The organism is Fusicatenibacter sp., assembly GCF_977045365.1.
Genome location: NZ_CDRRUH010000019.1, coordinates 24449 through 45214, shown reverse-complemented (window position 1 = coordinate 45214; position 20766 = coordinate 24449). Strand labels below are relative to the sequence as shown.

At 50.5% G+C, this 20766-nt stretch carries 14 protein-coding genes; 2 read left to right on the top strand and 12 right to left on the bottom strand.

The annotated features are described in order from the left end of the window. Nucleotides 1–155: 155 nt before the first annotated feature. On the bottom strand, nt 156–4745 hold the full coding sequence (locus tag ACY2VW_RS06315; RefSeq protein WP_022462662.1) for a PolC-type DNA polymerase III: 4590 nt from the start codon (nt 4743–4745) through the stop codon (nt 156–158). Nucleotides 4746–4765: 20 nt separating this feature from the next. Beyond that, complete coding sequence (ispG, locus tag ACY2VW_RS06310) at nt 4766–5821, bottom strand: flavodoxin-dependent (E)-4-hydroxy-3-methylbut-2-enyl-diphosphate synthase (RefSeq protein WP_117509872.1); 1056 nt, start codon at nt 5819–5821, stop codon at nt 4766–4768. A 168-nt stretch (nt 5822–5989) separates the two neighbouring features. Here ispG and ACY2VW_RS06305 point away from each other — a divergent pair, with 168 nt between their 5' ends. After that, nucleotides 5990–6577: a P-loop nucleotide/nucleoside kinase family protein gene (locus ACY2VW_RS06305; RefSeq protein ID WP_117802383.1), complete on the top strand. Its 588-nt coding sequence runs from the start codon at nt 5990–5992 to the stop codon at nt 6575–6577. Between the two features lie 81 nt (nt 6578–6658). Here the strand turns inward: ACY2VW_RS06305 and ACY2VW_RS06300 are convergent, their stop codons facing one another. The 8 genes from ACY2VW_RS06300 to ACY2VW_RS06265 form a co-directional block, all read right to left on the bottom strand. Then, on the bottom strand, nt 6659–7012 hold the full coding sequence (locus tag ACY2VW_RS06300) for a hypothetical protein (protein WP_055219923.1): 354 nt from the start codon (nt 7010–7012) through the stop codon (nt 6659–6661). A gap of 3 nt (nt 7013–7015) precedes the next feature. Continuing rightward, on the bottom strand, nt 7016–8017 hold the full coding sequence (locus ACY2VW_RS06295; RefSeq protein ID WP_022462666.1) for an ABC transporter ATP-binding protein: 1002 nt from the start codon (nt 8015–8017) through the stop codon (nt 7016–7018). Beyond that, nucleotides 8017–9048, bottom strand: coding sequence for an ABC transporter ATP-binding protein (locus ACY2VW_RS06290; protein ID WP_118719756.1), 1032 nt, complete (start codon nt 9046–9048; stop codon nt 8017–8019). Before ACY2VW_RS06290 ends, ACY2VW_RS06295 begins: the two co-directional genes overlap by 1 nt. 18 nt (nt 9049–9066) lie before the next feature. Beyond that, nucleotides 9067–9984, bottom strand: coding sequence for an ABC transporter permease (locus tag ACY2VW_RS06285; protein WP_022462668.1), 918 nt, complete (start codon nt 9982–9984; stop codon nt 9067–9069). Between the two features lie 10 nt (nt 9985–9994). After that, complete coding sequence (locus ACY2VW_RS06280) at nt 9995–10951, bottom strand: ABC transporter permease (RefSeq protein WP_022462669.1); 957 nt, start codon at nt 10949–10951, stop codon at nt 9995–9997. A 115-nt stretch (nt 10952–11066) separates the two neighbouring features. Further along, a complete protein-coding gene (locus ACY2VW_RS06275) occupies nt 11067–12818 on the bottom strand; it encodes a peptide ABC transporter substrate-binding protein (protein ID WP_117802379.1) in 1752 nt (583 codons plus the stop codon). 348 nt (nt 12819–13166) lie between these two features. Further along, a complete protein-coding gene (locus ACY2VW_RS06270) occupies nt 13167–13958 on the bottom strand; it encodes a shikimate kinase (protein WP_461877454.1) in 792 nt (263 codons plus the stop codon). A gap of 182 nt (nt 13959–14140) precedes the next feature. Continuing rightward, nucleotides 14141–16291: a diguanylate cyclase gene (locus tag ACY2VW_RS06265; RefSeq protein ID WP_461877453.1), complete on the bottom strand. Its 2151-nt coding sequence runs from the start codon at nt 16289–16291 to the stop codon at nt 14141–14143. A gap of 398 nt (nt 16292–16689) precedes the next feature. Between ACY2VW_RS06265 and ACY2VW_RS06260 the strand changes: the two genes are divergently transcribed. Then, the gene (locus ACY2VW_RS06260; protein WP_461877451.1) at nt 16690–17904 is read left to right on the top strand and encodes a GNAT family N-acetyltransferase; all 1215 of its coding nucleotides are present in this window, start codon (nt 16690–16692) and stop codon (nt 17902–17904) included. A gap of 71 nt (nt 17905–17975) precedes the next feature. Here ACY2VW_RS06260 and ACY2VW_RS06255 read toward each other — a convergent pair whose 3' ends face one another. After that, nucleotides 17976–19202 (bottom strand): dicarboxylate/amino acid:cation symporter, encoded by a 1227-nt coding sequence (locus ACY2VW_RS06255; protein WP_461877450.1) that lies wholly within the window; start codon nt 19200–19202, stop codon nt 17976–17978. Between the two features lie 162 nt (nt 19203–19364). Continuing rightward, on the bottom strand, nt 19365–20696 hold the full coding sequence (locus ACY2VW_RS06250) for an MATE family efflux transporter (RefSeq protein WP_461877456.1): 1332 nt from the start codon (nt 20694–20696) through the stop codon (nt 19365–19367). Between the last annotated feature and the right edge of the window lie 70 nt (nt 20697–20766).

Sequence of the window (20766 nt, the reverse complement as noted above, 5' to 3'; positions counted from 1 at the left end):
GGGAACCTCATATTCAAATCTGCCGTTCAGCAGTTGTTCCAATCTTCTTCTCAATGTTTTTCACCTTATTTTATCTAAATCGTTTTCGTTCTTTTCCACAACGTCTGATTATACCCCAAGACGCACGGGATTGCAACGGAAAGGGGACGCTCCTTTTAATAGTCGAACAGCGAAAACTGGTTGCTTTCGGGCAGATCTCCGAAGACACCGAGGTCCGCCATAAAGTCGATAATCGTCTTGCTGACCTTGGTGCGGTCGCGGAAATCATCTTTCGAGAGGAATTTTCCGTTTCGTGCCGCAAGGACAACGGCGTCGGCCGCCTTGTCGCCCAGACCCTCGATCGAGTCGAGCGCCGGCATCAGATGTTTGTCATCGTAGACCTGGAAGCGGTGCGCCTGTGCCTTATAGAGGTCCACCGGCACGAAATCGAAGCCGCGGGCGTACATTTCCTGGACAATCTTCATATCCTTGACGGTTGCCTGCTCCTTCTGAGTCAGCGTGTCTTTCCGTTTTTCGTAATCTTTCATATAATATTCCAGCCGGTCGCGTCCCATGCACATGAGCTCGTAGGAAAATGCGGACGCACGAATGGAGAAGTACGCCGCATAGTACGCCAGCGGATAGAAAATTTTATAGTAAGCGATGCGGTACGCCATCATGACGTACGCCGCCGCGTGGGCTTTCGGGAACATGTACTTGATCTTTTTACATGACCAGATGTACCAGTCCGGCACGTCATGTGCCTTCATCTCCTCTTCCCACTCCGGTTTTAAGCCCTTTCCTTTTCGCACACTCTCCATGATCGTAAAGGAAAGCTCACTTTCGAGTCCCTTGTCGATCAGGTAGATCATGATATCGTCTCGGGTACAGATGGCGGTGGAAATCGTCGCCTTGCCCTCCTCGATCAGGGTCTGCGCATTGCCGAGCCATACGTCGGTTCCGTGCGACAGACCGGAGATACGGATCAGGTCAGAGAACGACTGCGGCTTCGTGTCCAGAAGCATCTGGATAACGAAATCGGTACCGAACTCCGGCACGCCAAGACATCCAAGCGGGCAGCCGCCGATGTCCTCCGGCTTGATGCCAAGCGCCTCGGTGCTCTTGAACAGCGACATGACCTCCGGGTTATCGAGCGGAATCGTCTGCGCATCAAGGTGCGTGATATCCTCGAGCATACGGATCATGGTCGGATCATCGTGTCCGAGAATGTCGAGCTTTAAGAGGTTGGCATCAATGGAGTGGTAATCGAAATGGGTCGTAATGATGTCGGTTGTCATATCGTTCGCCGGATGCTGCACCGGGGTGAAGGAGTTGATGTCCTCACCGAACGGCAGAACGATGATACCGCCCGGGTGCTGGCCGGTGGTACGGCGGATGCCGGTGCATCCTTCCACGATACGGTCGATCTCGCAGTTCCGTTTGTGCTGGCCGCGCTCTTCGTAATAGTTCTTCACGTAACCGAACGCTGTTTTATCCGCCAGCGTACCGATGGTTCCCGCACGGAACGTCTGACCGGCGCCGAAAATAACCTCTGTGTATTTGTGCGCCTTACTCTGGTAATCACCGGAAAAGTTCAGGTCGATATCCGGCTCTTTGTTTCCCTTGAATCCAAGGAACGTCTCGAACGGAATGTCAAATCCGGCTTTTTTCAGCGGCTTGCCGCAGTTCGGGCAGACGGCGTCCGGCATATCGCATCCGGCACGGCCGACGTACTCTTTGACGCGCGGCGAATCGAACTCGCTGTAATGGCACGATTCACAGTAGTAATGCGGGCTCAACGGGTTTACCTCCGTGATTCCCGCCATCGTCGCAACGAACGAGGAACCGACGGAACCACGCGATCCTACGAGGTAGCCGTCCTCGTTCGACTTCCACACTAATTTCTGTGCGATGATGTACATAACGGCATATCCGTTGGAAATAATGGAGTTCAGCTCCCGTTCGAGGCGCGCGGAAACGATCTCCGGCAGCTCCTCGCCGTAGATTTCATGCGCGCGGTCGTAACAGATTCTTCGCAGTGTCTTGTCGGAATCCTCGATGACCGGCGGGAATTTTCCGGCACGGATCGGGGAGATTTTCTCGACAAGGTCGGAGATTTTGCGCGGATTGGTGATGACGACCTCCTCCGCTTTCTCACTTCCGAGATACGAAAACTCTTCAAGCATCTCCTCGGTGGTGCGCAGGAACAGCGGTGCCTGCTCATCCGCGTCGTCAAAACCTTTTCCGGTCATGATGATGCGGCGGTAGATCTCGTCCTGCGGATCCATGAAGTGGACGTCGCACGTTGCCACAACAGGCTTATGGAACTGCTCGCCAAGTTTGACGATGCGCCTGTTGATCTCCTTTAAATCCTCCTCGCTCTCTACGGCAGAAACGTCCTCTTTTTTGATCATGAACGCGTTGTTGCCGATCGGCTGGATTTCCAGATAATCGTAGAAGTCCACGAGACGCGCAATCGCCGCATCCGGTTCACCGCGCAGGATTGCCTGGTAGAGTTCGCCCGCCTCGCAGGCAGATCCGATCATCAGACCGTCCTGGTATTTCAGGTAGACGCTCTTTGGCAGCTTCGGCCGGCGGTTGTAGTATTTCAGGTGGGATTCCGACACGAGGCGGTACAGATTGACACGTCCCGTCTCGTTCTTTGCCAGAATGATCGCATGGTACGATGGAAGCTTGCGCACAGCCTCCTCCGATACTTTTCCCTGCGCATTCAGGTCATCCAGAGTCAGAATATTGCGCTCCTCCAGCATTTTTACGAATTTCACGAAAATTTCCGCCGTACAGCCGGCATCGTCCACCGCACGGTGATGGTTTTCCAACGATACGCCGACCGCCTTCGCAACGGTATCCAGCTTGAAACGGTTCAGGCCCGGCAGCAGGAAACGCGCCATGGCGACGGTGTCCGCCGTTGTAAATTCCCGCTCGATCCCCTGCAGGACGCAGTTGTGCTCGATAAAGCTCATATCGAACGAAGCATTGTGGGCAACCATAACGGCTCCCTCACTGAACTCCAGGAATTTCGGCAGCACCGTTTCGATGTCCGGCGCGTCAAGAACCATGTTGTCGTTGATGCCGGTCAGGTTCTCAATCCGGAACGGGATCGGGACTTTTGGGTTGACGAAGGTGGAAAACTTATCGACAATCGCTCCGTTTTCCACACGGACGGCACCGATCTCAATGATTTTGTTGACAACCGGGGAAAATCCCGTCGTCTCGATATCAAACACAACGTAGCTTCCGTGGATGTCCTGTCCTTTGCTGTTGACAACGATATCTTTCAAGTCGTCGACGAGATAAGCCTCCATGCCGTAGATGACCTTGAACGGAGCCGAAACTTTTTTCAGCTCATCTTTTGTCGCATCCGGGTGCTCTGCCTGGTATTTTTTCCGGTAAGCGCCGTCGATCGCCTCGATCGCATGGTTTGCCTCCGGGAAGGACTGCACCACGCCGTGGTCAGTGATCGCGATCGCCGGATGGCCCCACTCGTAGGCACGCTGTACCAGACGGGCAGCATCGGTGACACCGTCCATATCGCTCATCTTTGTATGACAGTGCAGCTCCACACGCTTCACCGGACTCGTATCCTGACGGCCGGTACGGAAATCGGTGATCTTCTTGATGCCCCAGACAGACATAACCGTCAGATCGTGGTCAAATGCATCAACCGTCGTTTTTCCTTTTACTTTAATGAACGCGCCTTTTTTGATCGCATCCTTTAATTCCGGCACTTCCGCGTTCTGGACGAAAATCTTGACGCCGATGGTATCCGTAAAGTCGGTGATCGTGAACATGAAAATCGTACGCTCATTCCGGATCTCGCGCATATCCACACTCTGGACTCTTCCTCGGATGACAACATCACCGATCTCATCGCCGATTTTCAGAATCTCCACGCTCTCATCCTCGAAATCTCTTCCGTACAGCACATCCGGATTGGAGGATTTGCGCGGCTGATTGTCCGCATTCCGGCTGAAACTGCCCTTGCCTTTCTTGAAGGAACCGCGTCCGCCGCCGGAAAAACCTTTTCCCCTTCCGCCGTCTGCTGCTTTTTCTTTTTTCGCCTCGCCGCCCTTGGCTGCTGCGGCTGCTTTTGGCTGTTCGCCTGCTGCTTCCGCCTGCTCTTCCATCCGGTTCTGCTCTTTTTCGCCGAGCATCTCACCGTAATGGGTATGCGCCAGAACGTGGCGCACTTCCTCCCGGATGCGGAGCTCGGAATTTCTCATGGCGCGGCTCTCGCCCTCCGGCTTTCTCATCTCGGTTTCCACGATCAGGTCGAAGCCGCACCGCTCACAGAAGATTTTCTCGAGAATGTGGACCAGCTCCTCCTCGCGCTCCTTTGCCACAACGGAATCCACGAGCACCAGGTGCATTTTGTTCGTCTCCGGGAAGGTAATCTCGGCAGTCGAAAACAGATGATTCAGAAAGACACTGTGGTTTTTCAGCTCGAGCAGGATACTCGGACGGTACACCTCCAGAAAGTTTTCCGGCGTATACTGGCGCGACAGATAGAACCGCTCAATAATCTTCACGCGCAGCGGCACGTTGGAAAAGAGCTGCTCCTCGATCTGGCGCTCCAGCTGATAAATATATTTTTTGTGAATCCACTGATGGCTGACCACATAGATCCGCAGCAGATCTTTTTTCTTATTGATCGATACCCGCGAAACCTCCACGGTATCGAGAAGCTCTGCCATGCCCCCTTCGATTCTCAAATCCGGAAATACTTCCTGAAACTGTTTTTCCATTCCTATTCCTGCTTTCTTTTTTACTTGCCCCAGTGATCCAGCTCGTCCTTTAAGACGGACAGCAGCTCGCTCTCCGGTACTTTTTTCACGATTTCACCTTTTTTAATTAAAATGCCGACGCCTTTTCCGCCTGCAACACCAAGATCCGCCTCTTTTGCCTCGCCCGGTCCGTTGACCACGCAGCCCATGACGGCAACCTTGATATCAAGATCGTAGCCCTGCACCAGTGTTTCCACCTGGTTTGCCAGTCCGATCAGGTCAATCTGGGTCCGTCCGCAGGTCGGACACGATACGACCTCAATGCCGCCTTTTCGAAGTCCCAGGGTCTTTAAGATCCGTTTTGCGGATTTGATTTCCTCGAGCGGATCGCCGGTCAGGGAAACACGGATCGTATCTCCGATGCCCTGATATAAAATAATACCGAGCCCCACTGCCGATTTGATGTTGCCGGAATACAGCGTTCCTGCCTCCGTAATGCCGACATGAAGCGGATGATCCGTCTGGTTCGTGATCAGCTCATGCGCTTTTGCACACATCATCACATCAGACGATTTGATACTGATGACGAGATTGTCATAGCCCATCTCCTCAATGATCCGCACTTTGTCGAGCGCGCTCTCCACCAGGCCCTCTGCCGTTACGCCGTTGTATTTTTCCACCAGCTCTTTTTCGAGTGAACCGCTGTTGACGCCGACGCGGATCGGAATCTGGCGTTCTTTTGCTGCATCTACAACCGCCTGGATCCGGTCGCGGCTGCCGATGTTGCCCGGGTTGATGCGGATTTTATCGGCTCCGTTTTCGATCGCGGCGATCGCCAATCGATAGTCAAAATGAATATCTGCTACAAGCGGAATCGAGATCTGCTTTTTGATCTCGGACAGCGCCCTGGCTGCCTCCATGGTCGGGACGGCGCATCGGATAATGTCACATCCGGCTTCCGTGAGCGCCTGGATCTGCTTTACGGTTGCCTCCACATCTTCTGTTTTGGTATTCGTCATGGACTGGATCAGAATCGGATTTCCGCCTCCGATGACCCGGTCGCCGATTTTCACAACTCGTGTATTTGCTCTGCTCATTGTCTTTCCTCCATTTATTTTCTCCGTGATGGCATAAAAATCTTATTTTATTATAAGACAATTTTTTCTCTGGCACAACCGTCTTTTCTCTTGCAATTTTTTCCCAAATTTTCTATAATGCTAGGAGTGATTTTTTTTGATTCAACTGGAAAGGAAGACATACAAACGATGAAAAAGATGATCCTCGTAACCTCGCCGCCGGCGTGCGGAAAGACATACATTTCAAAACAGCTCGCCAAGGAGCTGAAACACGTTGTTTATCTCGACAAGGACACAGTCATTCCGCTGTCGAACCGCGTTTTCAAAGCGGGCGGACAGGAAATCAACCGCAGTTCTGATTTCTTCGAGGAGAATATCCGCGATTATGAATATGAAGTAACGGTCAATTTCGGACTGGAAGCACTCGAGTATGACGATATTGTGCTGATCAACGCACCATTCACACGCGAAGTGCATGATGAGAAGTTCCTGAAAAACTTCTCCAAAAAGCTCGCTGACCATGGGGCAAAGCTTGTTGTGATCTGGGTTGTCACAAAACCGGAGATCTGCCACCAGCGCATGATCGACCGCAACTCCGTGCGCGATACGTGGAAGCTGGAGCACTGGGATGAATATGTGAAAACGATCGACTACTCCATCCCGGAAGCACTGAAGAAAATGAGCAGCTGCCTCGATCTGATGCTGTTCTACAATTCTTCGGATGAAGAATATCAGAAATCCATGGAGATGGTTATCTCCCGTCTCGAAGACGAATAACGACTAAACGAAAAAAGAGAATTTTGCCGGACCTCATTTTTACAGTCTGCAAAATTCTCTTTTTATTTATAGAAACTATTTTCACATCCGATACAAAAGATAATCCGCCGCTGCCGCCCACAGCACCCAGGAAACGCAGAGAACTGCGAACACACTCTTATATCCGAGCACGGCAAAGTGGACGCGCCATTTTTCCTTCTGCGTGAATTTCTCCGGGTTTTTGCCTTTTACCATCAGCATTCCGGCGATCACGAACATGCCGAGGGCCGCGATCAGCAGCAGGCCGTCTTTCGCCGCCTCAAGGGCAGCGCGGAACGTGAATCCCCCAAAGAGGAATCCTCCCAGCAGCAGCACAGCTGCCGCAGCGCCGCCGGAGAGCAGGCCGATTGTAAATGCTTTGCCGAGATCACGGCAGATGTTCTTTATCTTTTCCATGTTTTATAATTCCTTATTTTCTTCTAACGCATCGCAGAAATGACATGCCACAAAGTGATTGTTGCCCACGTCTTTTAATTCCGGCATCTGCTGTCGGCAGATGTCTTTTGCGTACTTGCATCTTCCCTGGAATTTGCAGCCCGGCTTCGTGTTGATCGGGCTCGGCACCTCGCCTTCGAGGCGGATTTTTTTGCGGTCGCGCTCTGCCTCTACTTTCGGGTCCGGAATCGGAATCGCGGAGAGCAGTGCCTGTGTGTACGGGTGGCGCGGGTTGGCGTACAGCTCCTCGGATGTCGTCAGCTCGACGAGCGTTCCCAGATACAGAACCGCCACACGGTCGGAAATATGTTTAACCATCGACAGATCATGCGCAACGAAAAGATAGGTCAGACCCATCTTCTTCTGTAAGTCCACAAGCAGGTTGACGATCTGCGCCTGAATCGAAACGTCGAGTGCGGAGATCGGCTCATCGAGAACGATGAATTCCGGCTGCACGGCAAGCGCACGCGCGATACCGATTCGCTGGCGCTGTCCGCCGGAAAACTCGTGCACAAAACGGTTCGCATGCTCGCGGTTCAGTCCGACCAGCTCCAGATATTTGTAGATCATCTCCTGGCGCTCTTTCTTATTCTTTGCCAGATGGTGAATGTCGATGCCCTCGCCGATGATGTCGGCAACGGTCATACGCGGGTCGAGCGATCCATACGGATCCTGGAAGACCATCTGCACCTGTTTTTTGAAGGCAAACCGCTCTTTTCCGTTTAATGCATGGACATCGGTTCCCTTGTAGAGCACCTGTCCGTCGGTCTTGTCATACAGGCCGATGCAGGTACGGCCGCACGTTGTCTTTCCACATCCGGACTCGCCAACCATTCCAAGTGTCTCACCCTTGTAAATTTCGAAGGAGACATCATCCACGGCCTTTAAGGTCGCATGGTTTCCGACCTGAAAATATTTTTTCAGATGGGAAACGGAAAAAAGCACTTCTTTTTCGTTATTTTCCATTACAGTTCTCCTCCTTCCAGATCTGGCATTTCTACTTTTGGTGCCATCGGGTGATGGAGCCAGCAGGCAGCCTTATGCTCGCCGCCGAATTCCGTTGCCTCCGGCATCTCTTCCTTACAGATCGGCATACAGTAGCTGCACCGCGTGCAGAACGGACATCCGACCGGCGGGTTTAAAAGATCCGGCGGAGTTCCCGGAATTGTCGCGAGTTCCTGCTTGTTTTTCAGATCCAGACGCGGTACGGAACGGATCAGCGCCCAGGTATACGGGTGACGCGGACGATAGAAAATATCCTCACACGTTCCGCTTTCCACGATAATACCGGAATACATAACAGCAATCTTCTGTGCGATATTTGCCACAACACCGAGATCATGTGTGATCATGATGACGGACGTCTGATTTTTCTTTTGCAGATTTTTGATAATATCGAGAATCTGTCCCTGAATTGTCACATCGAGCGCGGTCGTCGGCTCGTCACAGATCAGAATTTTCGGATCACAGGCAAATGCAATCGCGATCATAACACGCTGACGCATACCGCCGGAAAATTCGTGCGGATACTGTCTGACACGTTTTTCCGGCTCCGGGATGCCGACCATGCGCAGCATCTCGACAGCCTCCTTTGCCGCTTCCTGTTTTGTCATGTTTTTATGGCCCATCAGATTTTCCATAATCTGTTTTCCGACACGCATCGTCGGATTTAAGGAAGCCAGCGCATCCTGGAAAATGATTGCACACTCGCCGCCTTTGTAATGCTGCCACTGTTTTTTGTTGTATTTCAGAATATTCTCTCCATGATAGAGAATTTCACTGTTCTCTTTAATCTCACCCTGCGGGGCCTTGATGAGGCCCATGATGGATTTCGCCGTTACAGATTTTCCGCAGCCGGATTCGCCCACAATTGCGAGCGCCTGACCTTTCTCGAGAGAAAACTGTACACCGCGGACTGCCTTTACTTCACCGGCATAGGTGTGATAAGAGACTCTTAAGTTTTTTACTTCCAGAATCGGATTGTTTTGTTCGTTCATATCGTTATCTCCCACTTATTACTGGCGAAGTCTCGGATCCAGGGCATCGCGCAGGCCGTCTCCCAGAAGGTTGAATGCCATAACGATGATACAGAGCACGAGACATGGGAACAGAAGCTGTGACGGATAGAAATCCATGTTCTGCTGTCCCATCGAAATCAGGACACCAAGGCTGATCGATGGTGCCTTGAGGCCGATGCCGAGGAAGCTAAGACCTGCCTCCGTAAAAATAAACATCGGGATTGCCGTCGCCGTATCCAGAATCAGGATACCCAGCATATTCGGTACATAGTGTTTTAAGATGATGCGGAGCGGTTTTGCACCGAGCACCTCCGCCGCGTAAACGTATTCCGTCTCACGGAGCTGTTTGATCATACCGCGCACCTGACGTGCCGTGTTACACCATGCGGTGACACTAAGCGCGACCAGAAGTGCAAACAGGTTATTTCCAAGAATCATCATGATCAGAATCGTAAGAAGCAGAGACGGAATCGAGTTGATAACCTCGATGATCCGCATCAGAACCTCATCGACCCAGCCGCCGAAATGTGCCATCAGCGCGCCATATACCGTTCCGATGATGAGTTTGATTGCCGTTGCAACGATCGCGATGATCAGTGATGCCCGCGCGCCGACCCAGACTCTTGAGAAGAGGTCACGTCCCAGGTTGTCGGTTCCAAACCAGTATTTTGACGATACGCCCTGGTTTTTCTCGGCGATATTCATGGATACATAATCATATCCTTTGATATGCGGTCCGATGATGACCATGACAAGCAGAATGCCGAGCACAACAAGAGATCCCATTGCGATCGGATTTTTGCGGAGCCGTCTCCAGGCGTCCTGCCAGTAGGAAATGGTCGGGCGGTCAATCCGGTTCGCATCTTCCTCGGTGTATCCTATTACTTTAAATTTTTCCGGTGTTAATGCTGCCATAATATCCTCCTTATCTGCTCTTTCCTGTCAGACTGATTCTCGGGTCAACGACCACGTACAGCAGGTCCGTGATAAAGAGAACACCGATGTAAAGTGCTGCGATAATAACCGTCTCTCCCATGATAATGGAAAGATCCTGGTTATTGACCGCCGTCACATAATACTGTCCGATTCCCGGGATGGAAAAGATGCTCTCGATGAAGAAGGAGCCTGTGATACACATGGCAACCGACATCGGAAGCTGTGTGATAACCGGGATAAACGAGTTCCGAAGGATATGGCGGCGGATAATCTGTCCGCGGCTTAAGCCCTTCGATTCAGCAGTCAGCACGTAATCCTGATTGATCACATCGAGCATCGAGGTTTTCAGCAGACGCGCATACGTTGCAATATAAGAAAAGCATCCTGTCAGGGTCGGAAGAATCGTGTATTCCCATCCTCCGAACCACAGATCCTTTCCCGCAGGCCAGCCGATCGTCGGCAGAACCTTCAGGTTACCTGCGAAAATTTTCTGAAGCATCAGACCAAAGATCAGGTTCGGAATGGAAATCAAGAGGACCGACAGGGCGATCACCATATAGTCCCAGAAGCTTCCCCTCCTCATTGCCGCAAGAATTCCAAGCAGCAGACCGATCGTGATACCGACCAGCACCTGCTGGATACCAAGGCGGGCGGATACCGGAAGACGGTCATGAATCAGCTTCTGTACCGTCTGTCCCGCATAGACAACAGATTCCCCGAACTCTCCCTTGCAGATTCCCTTCATTGTGATCACATAGCGCTCCATCATCGGCTTGTCGAGGCCGTAGCGCTTATAGAGGTTTTCCTTTACGGTCGGCGAGAGCTTGCTCGCACGCTCCGTCAGCGGATCTCCCGGAACCGCTTCCAGAAGGAAAAACGTGGCCGTTGCAATCAGAAACAGTGTGATCAGCATTTCTGCAAAACGGCGCAGTAAATATTTTGGCATAAAAATCCTCTCCCTGTCCGGTCTTTTCCGACCGGAATTTTTATTATGATAGCGAAAGAAGAGCCTATTGTTTCATAAGCCCTTCTTCCCTCATTTCTTCTGTTTTGCTGCTTTTTTATTTCTGTACAGATGCTCTGTAAAGCTCCTGGCTTGCGCCGAAGGAGGATGTGTAGAAATCTTTTACCCAGTTCTGATAATAGTAATGTTTATCAGAGTAGTACAGCGGTGCAACACCACAATCCTGTGCAACCAGCAGATCTTCCAGCTTCTGGTAAATCTCAAGGCGTTTTGCGTTGTCGTTCTCTCCGGTCAGAGAATCGATCAGGCTGTCGTACTCGCTGTTGCTATAGAGGCCGTAGGAATCATAAACGCCTGTCTTCATGACGTTCAGGAAATCCAGCGGATCGTTGTAATCGCTGAACCATCCGCCTACAAAGATATCGTAGTTCTTGTTATCGCGCTCGTTTGCAAACATCTGGTAATCGCCAACGGTGTTCAGCTCTACCTTTACGCCCAGATTCTGGGAAATGGACTGCTGCAGGTACTCTCTCTCGAGCTGATTCTCGGTAGCAGAACCCTGGGACAGCAGTGTAATGGTGATGTCTTCCGGTTTGTCGGTGATACCAAGCTCATCAAGGCCTTTCTGGAACAGTGCTTTTAACTTGTCTGCATCTCCTGCATACTGCTCATATTCCTCTTTCATGGTCTCCGACGCCTGCTTGCGGTAGGAAGTTCCGTCGAGCGTGATCGCCGGGGAAACGAAGCCGTAAGCTGCGGTGTATCTTCCGTAAACAGCTGATACCATCTCCTCACGGTTGATGGAGTAGGAAATTGCCTTGCGGATGTTTACGTTTTTCATCAGACCGGATTTTCCGCCCTCAGACTGCTCGTAGCACAGAACCATAGTTCCCGGGTACTCGGTGGTCATGGTCTGCATATTGCCTGCTTCTACTTCTTTGTCATATTTTGCAATGTAATCGCCTGCTGCATCGAAAACGTCCAGCTGTCCGTTATCGAACATGGTTGCTGCTGTTGCGTTCTCTGCTACACAGTACCAGTTTACCTGATTCAGTTTTACGTTGTCCTTATCCCAGTACTGGTCATTCTTCACCCATGTCATGGAGTTATCTTCTACCAGGTTTGTCATGGCAAACGGTCCGTTGTAGACACATTTTGTCCAGTCTTTTCCCCACTGGTCTCCGGCTGCCTCTGCGACATCCTGACGGGTCGGGTAAAGCGGAGTTGCTACCAGCTTGGACTGGAAGGTCGGATCCGCTACCTTTAAGGTAACCTCGAAGGTGTAATCGTCAACTGCTTTGATTCCGATCTCATCGGCAGAACCCTGTCCGTTATAATACTCCTCTGCTCCTACTACGTTGAACAGGAAGAAAGAATAGGAATATCCGTATTCCGGATTTAACAGACGTTTCCAGCCGTACTCATAATCTGCTGCGGTAACCGGCTGTCCGTCGGACCATTTTGCATCCTTTCTCAGATGGAAGGTATAAACCAGTCCGTCATCGGATACGTCCATGGATTCTGCACCGGCATACTCGAAACGGTCTCCGTTTTCATCTGCCACGTCACGCATCAGTCCTTCATAGCACTCCGCCATCATCCAGCGCCATCCCATATCCTGCACATCGAAATTGTTTCCAAAGGATACCGCGCGAAGATTGATCTGTCCGTCCACTTCACCTGCAGTCTCCGGTGCTGCTGAATCCGCTGCTCCAGTACTGGTTGATGCCGCTGTAGCATTGTCAGCAGTTGCTACCTGTGCCTCTCCGCTGCTTCCGCATCCGGCCAGAAGACCGGCTGCCATGCATCCTGCCAAAAGCAGAGAAACGACTTTGTTTCTTTTTCTCATTGGTGTTCCTCCTTTGTTTTCCGCAGACCCTCCCCGGCTGATCCGGCTATGTCTGCACACGGGCCATTGTTTTTCATATAATTATCCTGAATTTTTTCTCTTATTCGGACAATAGCACGAAATAATACCTTGTTTTTTCAATCTTTTCACGTGATTTTAGCCCAACTTTTATCAGAATATCGAAAAATATCTTTTTTGTCAATCTTTTTTCCTACACATTTTGTATTTTTTAAGTGCGCAACAATTCGGTATCAAAAGGAAAAGAAGGAGGCTGCCGTCGCACACAGCATTCTCCTTCTTCTTTTTCTTTCTTTTTCTTGCTTCTTCTTTTTCTTTGCTTTTTCTCTTTTATTCCGCTTTTGCATCCATCTGCCGCAGGCTGTGGATCAGCTCCTCACAGATCTCCAGCTCGCTCTTTCCGTCCGTCTCGATGATAATGTCGGCTGCGGCCTCATATTTCTCACGGCGCTTGCTCATCAGATCTGCGATAAACGGAACGGTTTTGTTGTTCTCGATCAGCGGTCTGTCGTGGCTGTCTTTGACACGGTCTAAAATCGTCTCCGGCTTTGCAGTCAGAAGAACAACGCGGCCGTTCTTTTTCATCTCCGCAACGTTGCACTCACGCATCGGAGTTCCGCCGCCGCACGAAATGACAACGTTTGTTCTCGACTGCATTTCAATCAGAAGATTCGTCTCGCAGTCACGGAAATACTGTTCGCCGTAAGTCTCAAAAATATCGGAGATGCTCATACCGGCACGCTCTGCGATGATCTGATCCATCTCGATGATATCCATGGCAAACACGGTTTTGAGATAATCGGAAATGGTGCTCTTTCCGGCTCCCATGAAGCCAATCAGTACAATATTATAATTGAACAGCTTTCTTGCCTGAATCTTTTTACTGTTTCTGGTGATGCTCTCGAAAACATCTGCCACTTCGTTTTTGTGGCGTTTTTCCTGCATCCGGCGGTTCAGCCATTCCTTCTGTTTTGCTTCCTGCTCCGGCTGGAGAATCGGCACGTTATTTGCTTCTTTATATACCATAATGTCCTCGACAATACGGTTTCTCATCAGCAGCGCATCCAGAATAATCTCATCGCACTGTCCAAGGCTTTCTCGTAATACTTCCAACTGATTCATGTTTTTATCCTTTCCAGACTTGTGTGTACTTGTTCGCACAGCCCTCTTCCGGTATTTTTGTCGTATTTTTTGACATTTTCTGTTATTATAGCAGTTGTCCTACGGAATCACAACAAAAATTTGCACAAAGATGCGAAAAGCCCATGGAATCTTTTCAGAAATCCATGGGTTTTGGTATATTTTTATTTAAGATCGTCTTTCGAATCCACAAGATGCCTGTTCTCCCAGGCATCTTCTGTGGATAACTTTTCATCAGAGTTCAGAAAACTCAGCTCTGCCCCCCCCCCCGACTTCAGATTCTTTTTCAGCTTTTCAATCTGAATCGAAGTCTGTTCTTCTTCGGATATGGTGTTCAGCTCCTCGCAGATGGCATCTTTGATGTCGAGCAGACACTCGAGCATCAGCGGGCTGAAGGTACCGCACTCGCCGTTCAGGATCATCTCGATGGCTTTCTCGTGCGTGTATGCCGATTTGTAGACACGCTCGCTTGTCAGCGCATCGTAAACATCGGCAATCGATACAACCTGGGCTGCAATCGGGATCTCCTCACCTTTTAAGCCGTCCGGGTAACCCTTTCCGTCGTACCGCTCATGATGCCAGCGGCAGATCTGGTACGCAATCTGTACCAGCTTCTCGTCCTGATACAGTTCCAGGCTCCTCAGCATGGACGCTCCGATCAGGGTATGTTTCTTCATCTCCTCGAACTCTTCTTTCGTCAGCCTTCCCGGCTTATTTAAAATGTTCTCGTCAATGCCCATCTTTCCGATATCGTGCAGCGCGGATGCCGTTGTGATCATCAGCTGATCGGACCAGCTTAAGTGGTAGCGGTCTGTCTTCTGTACCAGACGCTCGAGGAGCATACTGGTCAGAACGTTGATGTGGTGGACATGAAGTCCGCTCTCGCCATTCCGGAATTCCATGATATGGCTCAGGATACTGATCATCATCTGATTGTTTTTCTCTTTTTCGTAAATCTGCTCGGTGACGAGCGTCACGAGACGGCGCTGTTTTGCATATAATTTGATCGTGTTGAAGACACGCTGGTAAACAACTTTTGCATCAAACGGACGACTGATATAATCGGATACACCCTGCTCATACGCGCGGCGCACAAATGCGGTGGAATCCTCGCTCGATATCATGATGACCGGAACCTCTTCAATCCAGTGGTTGCGGTTCATGTAGTCAAGCACTCCGAAACCGTCCATGCCCGGCATGACGATATCCAGAAGGATCAGCGCAAGGCCTGTTCCGTATTCTTCCAGCAGACGCAGACACTCTTCGCCGGTGGAGGCCTCGATGATATCGTATTCATCCTGCAGAATCTCCGAGAGGATGATACGGTTCATCTCGGAATCATCCACGATCAGGATGCGCTGTTTTTCTCTGCGGTTTTCCTGACGGACAACATCGTCCTGACAACCCTGGATCTGGTCTTTCTCGGTGACAACCATGTTTTTCCGTTGTTTTGCAAGATACATCAGCTGGTCGGCACGCATCGCAGCTTCGCCGATCGTCTCATCTCTTGTCAGAACACCTCCTACGCTGACGGAAAGGCGCATCTTCGAGTAGCCCGGCACCTGCGCCTCATGGATCTGTGACTGAATCTGTTTTAATTTCTGTACAAAGTTTTCCTCATCCAGCTCCGGCAGAAGCAGCAGAAATTCGTCTCCTCCGAAACGGATCAGACGGTCAGTACGTCGGATGCAGCGGTTGACAGTCTTTACAATGGTGTCAAGCGCCATATCTCCGGCATTGTGGCCGTATGTATCGTTGTATAATTTGAAATCATCGAGATCGATCATGGCTACGCCGCAGCAAAAGCTGGCGTCCCGGATCTGATCTTCGAAGTAGCGGCGGTTGAATACTCCGGTCAGCGCGTCACGGTACAGCTCTTCGCTGTAGCTGTTCAGCTTGCTTACCAGATTCTGGCGTCCTTCGGAGTCCATCAGTGTTTCATCGTCGAGACGGTTGATCATCTCGATCACGCATGGTTCTCCTTCGATCTCCACGTATCTTGCAATGACCTGATATACATTCGACGCAACGCATTCCAGTTTTGATTTCTGCGATTTCTCCCGCAGGGCTTTTTCGGAAATGCAGTTAAGGCACGGCATCGCTTTGTTCCATACTGCGTAGCATTCACACAGCTTGCCATTCTCTTCATCGATAACAAAATCTCCGATCTCATCCGGACGGAGAACCCGCACATACATGAAAATATTTTTCAGATGTTCCACCAGACGGTCTGCCTGTTCCTGTGTCATCTGAACATCTTTTCTGGATTCTTTCTTATTTATTTTTTCACATTCCGGCAATTCGGTCCGATTCATCTGTTTCCCTCTCTTCTCCCCGGTACACACAATTTTCCAGTTCTGTTTTTGTGTGTTTCCGCTGTTCTGCTACATTTCCCCATTTTAATTATAGCTACATGTATAGTGTAACGATTGTTTCGTGTTTCGTCAAGGAAAAACTATTCCGTAATGTAAGAAAGAATCCTGCCCCCCCCCAAAAAAACGGACGGTTCGGATCACAGCCGGTTTTTCCTTTTTGTCTGTTTCTTGAAGTTTTTATCCGATTTCTAACACTATTTTGATCTTTTTACCAAATTTGCGGAATGGGCTTTATTTTTAACTGCACAAATTCCATTTCTTATGATAGAATATTTACGAAAAAAATAAAGTATCTGATTCACTATACTTTGATTCACAATAAAATGAGGGAGTAATCCATGATTCAAACGAAAGATTCGAACTTAACCTTCCGCCCGCTGACCATCGACGACGCAGAGCAGTACAACGCACTTCTGCGCTACGCCTTTCAGGTTACAGAGCAGGAGCTTTCCGAAAGCGGATGGAAAGACGATGAAATCAAGCAGTCCAAATTCCCGGTTCTCGTCCGTGCCGATGTGCTCGGCTGTTTCTGCGAGGAGGATCTGGTATCACAGTTCGCGGTTTATCCGCTGGACATGAATATCTACGGTGTCCGCTATCCCGTCGGTTTTGTCACCAGCGTCTGCACCTACCCGGAATACACCGGCCAGGGCATCATGAAAAAGCTGATGATCCGGAGTCTCACGCGCATGCGGGAAAACCACCGTTCCTTTGCGCTTCTCTATCCCTACTCCATTCCGCTCTACCGGAATCTCGGATGGGAAATCATTTCCAATAAGATGACGTACACCATCAAGGACACGCAGGTGCCGCGGAAACTCAAAGCCCCTGGCTATGTGCGCCGCGTGGCATGGGATGACAAGGATTTCAAGGAACTACATACCAAATTTGCTTCGAAGACGCACGGCTGCCTCTACCGCAACAATCTGGCGTGGGAAGAATATTTCCGCTGGGATGAGGATGATACCGTCGTTGCGATCTACTATTCCGCTGATGATGTGCCGTACGGCTACATGGTCTATCTGATCAGCTCCGATATCATGCATATCAAAGAGATGATCTATCTGAACCGCGAGGCGCAGCTGGGACTCTGGGAGTATATTCATGCACACGATTCCATGATCGATGAGGTCAAGGGAAACAACTACTACAGCGAGCCGATCGCGTTCGAGCTCGAGGACAGCGACATCAAAGAGACGATCCGCCCGTACTCGATGGGACGCATCATCGATGTCGTGCAGTTTATGGAACATTACGCCTGCGACCCGGACGAGCCGGATGTGTGTATCCGTTTTGAGATCGAGGACGAACTGCTTCCGTGGAACAACGACAGCTTTACGTTCTTCTTCCAGAAGGGAAGCTGCATGCCGACCGACCGCGAGCCGGACCATGTGATGAAAATGACGATCGCATCACTCACGACGCTGCTGCTCGGCTACAAGACGGCTGCCAAACTGTATGAGATGGCGCGCATTGAGACGACACCGGAAGCCGTGGAATGCCTGGATGATCTGCTGTTCCACCATATTCCATACGTTTCAGATTATATTTAATGGTTTTTCTGTCCAACAAAAGAGGGACTCCCGTGAAAGGAATCCCTCTTTTTTATGCTATGTATTATTTTTTAGTTTTCTTCCAGTTTGATTTTCTCTTTCAGAACAACACAGCCTGCCAGGTCGCCGATGACATTGACACAGGTCGCGCCCATATCACACAGCGTGTTGATACTGATGTAAACACCCATGACACCGGCCGGAAGACCTGCCATCGTAGCCAGTGCCGCAAACGATGCAATCGCGCCTCCCGGGATACCCGGTGTTCCGACGGAAAGTAACACGTTCGCAAGCAGAATGACCACCATCATGGAAACGCTGACGTTGATGCCACAGGCATTTGCGAAGAACATGATCATGAACGACATCAGGATCGATACCGCATCCATATTGACGGTAGCGCCGAGCGGAATTGCGATACTGCTGATCTGATTGGAAACGCCGAGTTCTTCCTCGACGCAGCGCTTGCTGATCGGAATCGTTGCGGAGCTCGAACACGTTCCGAATGCGTTCAGGGCTGCCGGCATAATCGCTTGAAAGAATTTCACCGGGCTCGTTTTTCCAAGAAATCTGACTGACCCGCCGTAAACAACGATCGCAAAGCCGTAAAATGTGACGTACAGAATGATCAGCTGTGTTGCCAGCGAAACGATGGTTTTTGTTCCGTTCGCCTCGACAACCGGCACGATCGTACAAAAGACTCCGATCGGCGTGAAGTACATCACCGTGCTGATGACCTTTAAGCAGACCTCATTCAACGAATCGATCACATTTAAGAGTGCCTTTCCCTTCTCTCCGACCGCAATCAGCGTAAAGCCGACCACAACAGCGAAGACGAGCACCTGAAGCATATTACCCTCCGCAAACGCCTTGACCGGGTTGGACGGGATCAGGTTTTTGATCGTGTCGAGGATGCTGGTCATCTCGGTCGCCTGGATATCGGAAGTTGCCATCTCAAAATGGACTCCCTTTCCGAGGCGGATCAGTCTTGGAATGATAATGCCGACTGCACTTGCAATCGCGGTGGTGCACAGGAAGAAAATCATCGAGTAGCCGGTGATCTTACCTGTCGTTTTTGCATTTCCGATGCTGCAGATGCCCATGACAATTGAGCAGAATACCATCGGGAAAATCATCATATTCAAGGCGTTCATGTAGATGCCGCCGATGACGCCGGTTACGGTCAGAATCGGCGTAAAGCGGTCCGCCAGAAGAAGTCCGGTTAAGATACCGAGAATCAGTCCGGTAAAGATCGCACCTGTAATATGCTTCTGATACCATGCATAAAACTTTTTCATATGTTCTCTCTTCTCTCCTTTTTCACAGAGTAAGAGGCAGGTGTCCCTGTATCTTCTACCTGCCTCTTCGCATACGGCCATCTTATCACACAACCGCGGATAATTCCACCTAAAAATGGATTTATCCGCGGTTTTTCTGGCTTTTTGTCTTTTTTCTCTTTTTTATACGGCTGCTGCCCGGCTGTGGACTTTCTTCCGCACAATCAGATAGCAGATCACCTGCAGGATAATCGTGATGATCCACGATCCCGGATACGAAATGAACAGCACATACAGCGAGCGGTGCTGCGGGAAAATGCCGAAGATCCACACGATTCGCGTTCCGACCGTTCCGATGACGGACAGAATCATCGGCACCGCCGAGCATCCCATACCGCGCAGGGCTCCCGGGAAGAGGTCCATGATGCCGCAGAGGAAATACGGAACCGTCGTGATCGACAGAATTTCCATACCGCAGCGGATAACCTCCGGGTCCCCGGTGTAAATCTGCAGGATTTCCGTACCGAACAGATACGCGCCGCCACCCATCACCAGTGCGATGCCGCTGGAGAGAATCAGGCAGTCGATCAGCACCTTATCCATTCGTTTGTATTTTCCGACACCATAGTTCTGGCTTGTGAAGCTCATGCACGCCTGGGTGACGGAGTTGACTGAGGTGTATAAAAATCCCAGCACATTGTTGGCCGCCGTGTAGCCTGCCATTGCAATCGAACCGAAGGAATTGACGGATGACTGCAGCAGCACGTTCGAGAAGTTGATAACGGTACTCTGAATACCCGCCGGGATGCCGACCTGGAAAATCGGGATGATGTAATCCTTTTTCATGCACAGCTTCGAGAACCGGAGCTGATAACTTCCCTCGCTCTTATAGAGGCACCGCAGAACCAGCACGCAGGAGATCGCCTGCGAAACCACCGTTGCAATCGCCACACCTGCCACGCCGAGACTGAACACGATCACGAGGAACATATTCAGACCAGCGTTGATCACACCCGATACAATCAGGAAATACAGCGGCCGCTTCGTGTCGCCGACGGCACGCAGAATCGCCGCACCGTAGTTGTACAGCATGAAAAACGGCATTCCCATAAAGTAAATTCTCATATACAATGCCGACTGATCAATGACATCCGCCGGTGTATCCATCAGCTCCAGCGCGCCTTTTGCAAAAAATACGCCCACAAACGCCATCACAACGCCGCTGATCAGCGCCAGCATGATCGATGTATGTACCGTTTCCGACATCTCCCGGTCGCGCCCCGCTGCATAATACCGCGCCGCAAGCACATTCGCACCGAGCGAGATTCCCATAAACAGGTTGATGAACACGTTGATGAGTGCCGTTGTCGATCCGACAGCCGCAAGCGCCTGGCTTCCGCTGAACCGTCCGACGACGATGATATCCACCGCGTTGAACATCAGCTGCAGAATGCCGGACACCATCAGCGGCAGCGAAAAGGAAATCAGCTTGTCCATAATCGTGCCGTTGCACATGTCGATTTCATATTTGTTCTTTTTCAAAAATACTCCTCCTTCTTTTGTAGCAGATATGCAGTCTTACACC